This window comes from Chitinophaga sp. (genome assembly GCF_039596135.1).
Lineage (GTDB): Bacteria > Bacteroidota > Bacteroidia > Chitinophagales > Chitinophagaceae > Chitinophaga.
This window is the reverse complement of sequence record NZ_JBCNKH010000080.1, coordinates 18,744-27,881: the sequence shown is the minus strand read 5'-3', so window position 1 is coordinate 27,881 and position 9,138 is coordinate 18,744. Positions and strand designations below refer to the sequence as shown.

The 9,138-nt window shown below is 43.5% G+C and carries 8 protein-coding genes; 1 reads left to right on the top strand and 7 read right to left on the bottom strand.

All coding sequences use genetic code 11. From position 1 onward, the window contains the following. The 7 genes from ABDW16_RS27315 to ABDW16_RS27285 form a co-directional block, all read right to left on the bottom strand. Positions 1 to 330 (bottom strand): heavy metal-binding domain-containing protein (locus ABDW16_RS27315; protein ID WP_343674220.1); only part of this gene is annotated, 330 nt, incomplete at its 3' end. 11 nt (positions 331 to 341) lie between these two features. Beyond that, on the bottom strand, positions 342 to 1,526 hold the full coding sequence (locus ABDW16_RS27310) for a TolC family protein (protein WP_343674219.1): 1,185 nt from the start codon (positions 1,524 to 1,526) through the stop codon (positions 342 to 344). Between the two features lie 68 nt (positions 1,527 to 1,594). Further along, positions 1,595 to 3,520 carry an efflux RND transporter permease subunit gene (locus tag ABDW16_RS27305; RefSeq protein ID WP_343674217.1) on the bottom strand — a complete coding sequence of 642 codons (1,926 nt, stop codon included), beginning with the start codon at positions 3,518 to 3,520 and terminating at the stop codon, positions 1,595 to 1,597. Beyond that, complete coding sequence (locus tag ABDW16_RS27300; RefSeq protein ID WP_343674216.1) at positions 3,517 to 4,812, bottom strand: efflux RND transporter permease subunit; 1,296 nt, start codon at positions 4,810 to 4,812, stop codon at positions 3,517 to 3,519. The genes ABDW16_RS27305 and ABDW16_RS27300 overlap by 4 nt, the downstream gene beginning before the upstream one ends. 814 nt (positions 4,813 to 5,626) lie before the next feature. Beyond that, positions 5,627 to 6,103, bottom strand: a complete 477-nt coding sequence (locus ABDW16_RS27295; RefSeq protein WP_343674214.1) for a DUF6691 family protein — start codon at positions 6,101 to 6,103, stop codon at positions 5,627 to 5,629. Between the two features lie 12 nt (positions 6,104 to 6,115). Further along, a complete protein-coding gene (locus tag ABDW16_RS27290; protein ID WP_343674212.1) occupies positions 6,116 to 6,679 on the bottom strand; it encodes a YeeE/YedE thiosulfate transporter family protein in 564 nt (187 codons plus the stop codon). Positions 6,680 to 6,703: 24 nt separating this feature from the next. Beyond that, positions 6,704 to 8,083 (bottom strand): rhodanese-like domain-containing protein, encoded by a 1,380-nt coding sequence (locus ABDW16_RS27285; RefSeq protein ID WP_343674211.1) that lies wholly within the window; start codon positions 8,081 to 8,083, stop codon positions 6,704 to 6,706. A 177-nt stretch (positions 8,084 to 8,260) separates the two neighbouring features. Between ABDW16_RS27285 and ABDW16_RS27280 the strand changes: the two genes are divergently transcribed. Next, entirely contained in the window at positions 8,261 to 9,058 is a 798-nt protein-coding gene (locus ABDW16_RS27280; protein WP_343674210.1) for a sulfite exporter TauE/SafE family protein, read from the top strand. The last annotated feature ends 80 nt before the right edge of the window (positions 9,059 to 9,138 follow it).

Sequence of the window (9,138 nt, the reverse complement as noted above, 5' to 3'; positions counted from 1 at the left end):
ATCGTAAGCCACCGTACCCAATACTTTGATTGTAAGCGGAACCTGTTCATTACGCACACTTACTGTTGGCAATGAAGAAACAACCACCTCGTTCGTAGGTTTTAAAAGTACAGACAAGGCTGTATCATTTACAACCTCCCTGCTATCACCACCTTCCCTCTTCACCAGCGTCATACCACATATCGGGCAGTTACCCGGCTCACTCTTTATGATCTGCGGGTGCATAGGACAGGTATAACTTTCAGATGCCGCTGTATGGGTGGAATGATTCTTACAAGCACCAGCTAACCCAATAACTGCTAATATCAAGATGATTACCCTAAGATTCATTGTTATTCAGTTTATTCTTTTTCGATTAATCGGTCTAGTGTAACCTGCATGGTGAATGCCTTTGTCAGGATATCGAGGTATTCTACCTGGGTCATATTCAATTTTTCCCAGGCATTATAAAGCATAAATAACTCCTCTGTATTCTGCTCATATCCTGTTTGCATAGACTTGTAATTGTTTTTCAGTGCAGGTATAATTTCATCCTCATAGAGCACCAGCTGCTTACGGTTCAGGTCAAATTCATTCCGAAGACTATATGCCAGACCCGTATATTCATTGGCCATCATATCTTTCTGTGCATATAGCGCATCTGCCTTCCATTTCAGGCTTTCTATATTGGCCCTGTACATTTTTGAAGACCATCTGGCCATTGGCAATTTCATCATAACCATTGCAGTATATTGCATAGGCTGGCCGCCAAATCCTACCATATTGTCGAATTTGATCCCAAACTCAGGCTTCAGGTTCTGCTTTTCAAGGTCCTGTTTTAACCGGGTTTTATTGATCTCCTGGTCCAATGCTTTCAAATCACTCCGGTTTTTATAAAACATTTCCCTGTCGAATACAACCGATGAATAGTCATTTAATTGATAAGAAGTGTCTATTTCCAATGGCGTTATTGGATTTCGGTTCATTAATGTATTCAGCATGATCCGCTTTTCCCGGATATCATTTTCATACATGAGCTGCATATTCTTTGAGCTTCCCAAAGCCGCTTTTGCCTTGTAATATGCACTGATCTTATCCAATCCATTCTTATACCTCAACTCTGCGTTACGAACCATAAAATCCAGCAGCTTTTCATTCTCCACTACAACCTGCAACTTCCTGCCTAAAACAATCCAGTCATAATACAATTGCCTGGCTTCAGATAACAGGTCGTACATTTTCGCCTTTTTCGCCTCCTTTTCCGTGGCGGACATCGCTTTCATGTAAGCTTCATTGGCATTCAGTTTTTTCCTGTTTGGCAGCATCTGTTCTATAGACAACATCACCTGGCCCATCCCTGTCTCCATCTCACTTCGTTTCCACAGGTTCACATTATAAGGTGTCATATACTGTCCAAAGCCAATCTGTGGTGGCATCCAGCTCCTTGCACCTTTAGCTTCCTCATCCATTGAGCGGATTTCATTATCATACATTTTCACGACCGGGTGCTGATGGCTGATGCTATCCAGGATACTGCCCAGGCTCATAGTTTGTGCCCAGCTAAATGCTGATACAAGACAGCCGCAAAATGTTATATATATTGTTTTCACTTGCTTTAATGTTTTGCATCTAATACTTCAATTTTCCCATATTTCTTCAACTCATATTCTTTGGTCATGAGGAAAATGATCGGGGTAACCAGGAGAATATGGATAGCTGATGTAAACACGCCACCTACCATAGGCAGTACGATCGGTTTCATCATATCGCTACCTACCCCATGACTCCACAGAATAGGCACCAGGCCAAAGAGAGTAACAGCTACTGTCATGATCTTCGGACGCAGCCTTTTTGCCGCCCCGGCTATGACATATTCCCGTAAGTCTTCGTTAGTAATTGAATTACCTTTCAGCGCTACAAGTTGCTGCATGGCATCATTCAGGTATATGACCATTACGATCCCCGTCTCTACCGCCAACCCAAAAAGTGCAATGAACCCAACTGCAACGGCGATAGACATATTGACGCCCCAGATGGAAATCATGTACGCCCCTCCTATCAATGCAAATGGAATACTGATAAGGCTAAAAAAGGCTTCCCTAAAGGAATGGAAAGCAAAGTACATAGCCAGGAAAATAATGAATAACACAACCGGGAGAATTACCTTCAGGGTTTGCTCACCGCGGATCAGGTTTTCATACTGACCACTCCACTCTACATAATACCCTTTGGGCATTTTGGAGATCATGGCGTTCAGCTTTTCCTTTGCCTCCGTCACCGTACTCCCCAGGTCCCGCTCACGCACATTGAAGAGCACAGCCCCCCGAAGCATGGCATTTTCAGAACTGATCATTGGCGGACCATCACTTAAACGGATATCTGCCACGGCGGCCAGCGGAATACTTCCGAATTGCATGGTTTGCACCGGCAATCTTTTGAGGGCTTCTATATTATTCCTGAAATCCTGCCCGTAACGTGCATTTACTGAAAAGCGCTGCCGGCCCTCAATTGTAGAAGTGAGTTTCATGCCTCCCAGCGAAGATTCCACCACGGCATTCACATCATCCACACTCAGGTTATACCGGCCTATTTCCTCTCTCTTTATAGCAATATCTAAATATTTTCCGCCGGTAATGGGCTCCACATACATGTCTTTTATTCCATTCACGCCCTGAAGTTCCTTGCTGATCCTCTGGGAAAGGGCATATATACTGTCCAGGTTCTGCCCATACACTTTGATCCCTACATCTGTTCTGATACCTGTAGAAAGCATATTGATGCGGTTGATGATGGGCATGGTCCAGCCATTGGTTACACCGGGGATCTGCAATTTAGTGTTCAGCTCTTTGATAATATCATCTTTGGTAAACCCCTTTCTCCACTCGTGTTGTGGTTTCAGCAGTATAATAGTTTCTATCATGCTGATAGGGGAATTGTCTGTAGCGGTATTGGCCCTGCCAGCTTTGCCGAGCACATGGTCTACTTCCGGTACCGATTTGATTAATTTGTCCTGGACCTGCAGTATCCGTTTTACTTCAGCATTTGAGACATCGGGGAGTGTAACAGGCATGAAGAGAATAGAGCCTTCGTCGAGCGGCGGCATAAATTCCCGGCCCAGGCTCAATACCAGCGGAATACTGATCAGCAATGCAGCGATATTAATACCAAGTACGGTTTTCCGCCATTTAATACACCATCTGATCAGTGGTTCGTAGAACTTCTCCATTCCCCTGTTGATAGGATTGCTGTGATCATCTTTAAAATTCCCCTTCATGAAAAAGGAAATTAATACAGGCGCTAGTGTAAGCACCAATATTGCATCGACAATCAATATAAATGTCTTGGTATAAGCCAGAGGATGAAATAACTTACCTTCCTGCCCGGTGAGTAAAAATACAGGCAGAAACGAGGTGACGATGATTATTGTTGAAAAGAAAACACCTCTTGAAACCTGCTTGCAGGATTGCTCAATGATCTCCATCCTGGTCTTTTCAGGCATCCTTCCCTCCTGACTGAATATCTTTTTTAACGGGTTCTTCATTTTGAATCTTCATTTTGAGACAGCGCTTTATTATTCTGCCATTGTGAAAGGTTTCTATACGCATTTTCAGACATGATGATTCCGTTATCTACAATAACGCCAATTGCCAGTGCTATACCGGTCAGCGACATGATATTGGACGAAAGGCCAAAAGCATTTAACAGGATAAAGCTGATAGCGATGGTGATGGGAATCTGGATGATGATACTTAATGCACTACGCCAGTGAAACAGGAAAATAATAACGATAAAGGCAACGGTGATAATTTCTTCAATAATTTTAGATTTAATAGTTTCAATCGCTGCTTCGATGAGCGTACTCCGGTCATAAGAAGTCTTGAATTTCACACCTTCAGGCAGCCCTTTTTCTACCTCCTTCATTCTTTCTTTTACTGCATTAATCACCTGGTCTGCATTTTCTCCATACCTCATTACTACAATGCCGCCTACTACTTCGCCTTTACCATCGGCGTCAAATATGCCCAGCCTCAGGTCACCGCCCATTTGTACCTGTCCAATATCTTTCACCCTCACAGGTATGCCGTTATAATTGCCCAGCGCTATATTTTCAATATCTTCTTTGCTCTTTATATACCCCAATCCACGAATAATGTATGCCATATCACTCATTTCAAATTTTCGCCCACCTACGTCATTGTTATTCACTTTTACCCTGTTCATCACATCCATCAGTGATATATTGTAATATTGAAGCTTAACCGGATCAATCACCAGTTGGTACTGTTTTTCAAATCCGCCAAATGAGGCTACTTCAGCAACACCGGGCACAGATTGCAGGGCAAATTTGACATACCAGTCCTGCAATGCCCGTTGCTCACCCAAATTCATTTTGGGAGCATCCAGGTGATACCAGAATATATGGCCCACACCGGTTCCATCAGGCCCGAGGGCTGGCGTTACACCCTGCGGAAGCAGGCGCTGTGCATAATTGAGGCGTTCCAGTACCCTTGTTCTGGCCCAATAGACATCCACATCATCTTCGAAAATGACGTATACAAAACTCATCCCGAACATAGAGGCGCCGCGTATATTTTTTATTTTGGGAATCCCCTGCAGGTTACTCACCAAAGGGTAAGTCACCTGGTCTTCCATAATCTGCGGACTACGTCCCATCCATTCTGTATATACGATTACCTGGTTTTCACTCAGGTCAGGTATGGCATCTATAGGATTCTTTTTTATAGCGAACACTCCCCATACAAAAAGGCCGATAGCAGCCATCAATACCACATACCGGTATTGAAGGGAGAGTACTATTAATTTCTGTACCATGGTCTGATACTGTTTGGTTATTTACTTAGTGCTTTACAGATGCAAGCACACCGGATAATGATCTTTTACCAAATAACTGCCCCGTGCTATTTGCCTATTGGGCAATAGCAAGCCGGATCAATATTTAATATTGATTATTGAATAAATCAGAAAGTGCAGGGTATATCGGAAGCAGAAATTCGCTTTCGACAAGACACACCTATGGCTGTCAAGCCAGGTGATCAGGATATTTTAGGCGGTAGCCAGATGAATTCAAAGCCGGAAGAGATGAAGGCTTGTTGAAATGGGGATTGTTTCTTTTTACTTTCAGTAAAGTAATCTTTGGACCTGCTGTCCGTAAATTTAGTGAATGCTATATTGGAGGAACAGGAATTACACCTGCAGGCATTATCATTACACCCACCATTACACTTCCCGTGGGATTTGCCCTTATGGCAGGAATGAGTCTTGCAGCAGTCTTCTTCAGTTATTTTTTTAGTGGCATGATCTGAATGGTGCTGGTGCGCAGTCCGAACGGACTTATTGCTACAGGCTGTTGTCTGCCCGGGTACAAAGAAAATGCCCAGACAAAGCACCAATACAAAAACAATATGTGATCTAAGAGTGTCCACTATTGCAAATGTATGGTTAAATTCAATTTGATTGAAGAACTTTGTTTATATAATTTTTACCGGATGTTATATAATAAAGATAACGGGAGTAAAAATACTCCTGTACTTTGCTTAAGCCTACAACTGTTAATACATAAATAGTTAAATACTAATATTTAAGCTGGCAATTGCTCCCTAAATAACACTGCTGGCGGCAAAAGCCATTAAGCTGGCAACTTCTCCCTAAAATAACCATACGTCCACGTACCTGCAATTGCACTCGCCAACACCACCAGCACCACTGTAGCACCTGAAGATATCTGCGCAAACAATGGTCCGGGACATGCTCCCGTAAGCGCCCAGCCGAAACCAAAAATCAAACCACCATAGATCTGTCCCTTATTGAACTTTTTGTGCTGAAACACGATCTCTTCTCCATGAATGGTTTTGACATTGAACTTTTTAATCAACCATACAGACATCATCCCCACCACTACTGCCGACCCAATCACGCCATACATATGAAAGCTTTGCAACCGAAACATTTCCTGTATCCGAAACCAGCTGATTATCTCCGCTTTCACAAACACCACACCGAACAGCACACCCACCGCCAGGTATTTCAGATTATACCACCATGGGTGTTCCCGTTTTGAATCATTGGTACAAACCACTTCAAAATCAGTGTTATTAAATTGCATCTCTTGTTGTAATTATAAATGAAGTATAAAAGGGAGTACCACATTAGCCATAAAAAACCCGCCGGCCATAAACATCACTGTTGCTACCAGTGAAGGCCACTGTAGGTTACTCAGGCCCATAATTGCATGACCGGATGTACAACCGCCTGCATACCGGGTACCAAACCCCACCAGGAAACCGCCGCCAACCAGCATGATCAAACCTCTTAAAGTCAGGAGACTCTTCCAGGAAAATAGTTCCACTGGCAGCAGGCTACCATTATTCACGATACCATACCCCGCCAGTTCTTTTACCAGTGATGGGTTGACACGCACAGGCTGTGGATTGGGAAGTAGTTGTACCGCTATGACGGCACCTAAAAATATACCTGCAACAAAAAAGAAATTCCAGATTTCTTTTTTCCAGTCATACTGGAAAAATTTTATTCCTGCCGGAAAACAGGCTGCACATGCATGCCGCAGATTGGCTGATATGCCAAAATGTTTGTTTCCCAATAACAATAATGCCGGTACTATAAGTCCAATGAGTGGTCCGGCCACATACCATGGCCAGGGATGCTGTAAGATATAATACATACGATCGGTTTATTAATAAAATTATTACTTCACAACAACATTACCTTCCTCTAACCATTTATTCATGCCCCCTGAGAAATTATAAATATTCTTAAATCCCGCTCTTGCCAGCAATGAATACCCTATTGTAGCACGATCCCCGCTCTGACAATGAATAACCACTTTTTTATCCTTACTGATTTTATCAAGATTGTCTGTCAGTGTGCCTACAAACACATTCTCTGCTCCTGCTATGTGTCCTGCATTATACTCAGTGGCCCCACGCAGGTCTACTATCTGGATATCATCATTTTTTAATGCATCAACAGACACAATGGAAGCCGTATCCAACGTGCCTTCCCAAAAATACACGGATGGAATATACCCATAGATATTATCCAGCCCTATCCGCATCAGTTTTCTCGTCAGTTCTTCTAACTGAAACGGCTTTGCCAGTAGAATAAAAGGGGTATCATAATCGAGCACCCAGCCGGCCCAGGTATTAAAAGAATTATTATCCTGGATATTAATACTACCGGGTATATACCCGGCGGCAAACGTTTCTTTATCCCGCGTGTCTATAATCTTATAGCCTTTGGTCAGGGCAGCCTTCAATTCTTCTTTATTGAGTTCTTTCAGCTCCGGCACTTCTGTAAGAAGAGGTCTATCCACCTTATTCAGCTTTTTCATCATCGCAAAATATTTTGGTGGCTCTGGCTGATCTGCCAGGATGTATTCAATAAACCCTTTCTCATCCTGTTCAAATTGAAAAGCCGGGTTTCTAACCAGTTCATAACCGGTGGTGGTAGAAGGCACAGCTCCAAGTGCTTTGCCACAGACAGATCCCGCGCCATGTCCCGGCCATACCTGTACATAAGGCGGGAGTGCACTGAATTTCTTCAGAGAGCCAAATAACTGGTGCGCACCTGGCTCCTGTGTTCCCTTCATTCCGGCAGCCTTTTCCAGGAGATCAGGACGACCAATATCCCCGACAAACACAAAATCGCCGGTAAATAACATGACGGGGGCCTCACTGGCTGCCTTGTCTATCAGCAGGAAACTGATGCTTTCTGGCGTATGCCCGGGGGTATGCAGCACTTTAAATGCCAGGTTACCCAATTGAATGGTACTGCCTTCCCTGAGCCCAATATGTTCAAATTCGTACTGCCAGTCTGGCCCTCCTTCGTCAGACAGGTACAAACTGGCACCTGTAAGGGCAGCGAGTTCCCGTGAACCGGAAAGGAAATCTGCATGGATATGTGTTTCCAGGATATGCGTAATGGTCATCTTCTGTTGACGGGCGATTTCCAGGTAGGTATCTACATCCCTTTTGGGATCGATTACAGCCGCAATACCAGCTTGCTGACATCCTATAAAATAACTGCCCTGTGCCAGGCTTTTATCGTAAATGTGTTGGAAATACATAGCTTTATTTTTTATTCCTGTCATGCAAAGATGAAGGCTGTAAATAACGTTATAAGTGACACTTGTCACAAAGGGAAAAATCATGCCTGATTAAAATCATCAGTTAAATTTTGGTGGAGGTGACTTAAATCACAAACCGTATTTTAAAAGGTAACGAGTTTTGTCAAAATGCATTTTATGGCTTTGTTCGGTTATATCGCGTCGTTACTGATTGGTATTTCGCTTGGGTTAATTGGCGGTGGGGGATCTATTCTTGCAATGCCGGTCATGGTATACCTGTTTGGCGTCTCGCCAGTCACCGCCACATCTTATTCACTGTTTATAGTAGGCTCCACAAGCCTGGTCGGTGCAGCCCAACAGTATAAACAGGGAAGCGTAAATATAAAAATGGCTTTTCTATTTGCAGCTACGTCTGTGTTAGCTGTTTTTCTAACGCGGAAGTACCTTGTTCCTGCTATACCTGAGCATATTGCGACTATCGGCAGGTTTTCAATTACTGAGAGCTGGCTCACAATGGTTATGTTCGCTATTCTTATGCTTGTTTCGTCCATATTCATGATACGGAACAATTCAATAAAGGCCGAAACCAGAGACGATCAGGGCATCAATTTTTGGAAGCTGATCGTCTACGGAACCGGAATAGGCCTGGTCACCGGCCTGCTGGGTGCTGGTGGAGGATTTTTGTTAATCCCGGCCCTGGTACTGATTTTACGTTTGCCTATGAAGGAGGCGGTGGGGACGTCCCTGTTAGTAATCGCCTTGAATTCACTGATAGGTTTTTTGGGGAATATACAGGAGAAAGGGATAGACTGGCGGCTGCTGGGAACCGTGACTTTACTAGCCATTGGGGGAATCCTGGCAGGTAGTTATCTGAATCGGAAGATTTCGTCAGGCAGGTTAAAGCAAGGGTTTGGCTGGTTTGTACTTTTGATGGGGATTTATATCCTGGTAAAGGAAATCGGGACGGCGATATAAGTAAGTTTTAAACAATATTTGAAATCTCTTGTTTCTATTTCGTGAATAAAAATTGAAAGCGGGAAGCACTACCCCAGGAT

Bases quoted from the DNA above. Each gene is read 5' to 3' on its own strand.
- ABDW16_RS27310 (WP_343674219.1), bottom strand. From the start codon at position 1,526: ATGAGCCTGGGCAGTATCCTGGATAGCATCAGCCATCAGCACCCGGTC.
- ABDW16_RS27305 (WP_343674217.1), bottom strand. From the start codon at position 3,520: ATGAAGAACCCGTTAAAAAAGATATTCAGTCAGGAGGGAAGGATGCCT.
- ABDW16_RS27300 (WP_343674216.1), bottom strand. From the start codon at position 4,812: ATGGTACAGAAATTAATAGTACTCTCCCTTCAATACCGGTATGTGGTA.
- ABDW16_RS27295 (WP_343674214.1), bottom strand. From the start codon at position 6,103: ATGCAATTTAATAACACTGATTTTGAAGTGGTTTGTACCAATGATTCA.
- ABDW16_RS27290 (WP_343674212.1), bottom strand. From the start codon at position 6,679: ATGTATTATATCTTACAGCATCCCTGGCCATGGTATGTGGCCGGACCA.
- ABDW16_RS27285 (WP_343674211.1), bottom strand. From the start codon at position 8,083: ATGTATTTCCAACACATTTACGATAAAAGCCTGGCACAGGGCAGTTAT.
- ABDW16_RS27280 (WP_343674210.1), top strand. From the start codon at position 8,261: ATGGCTTTGTTCGGTTATATCGCGTCGTTACTGATTGGTATTTCGCTT.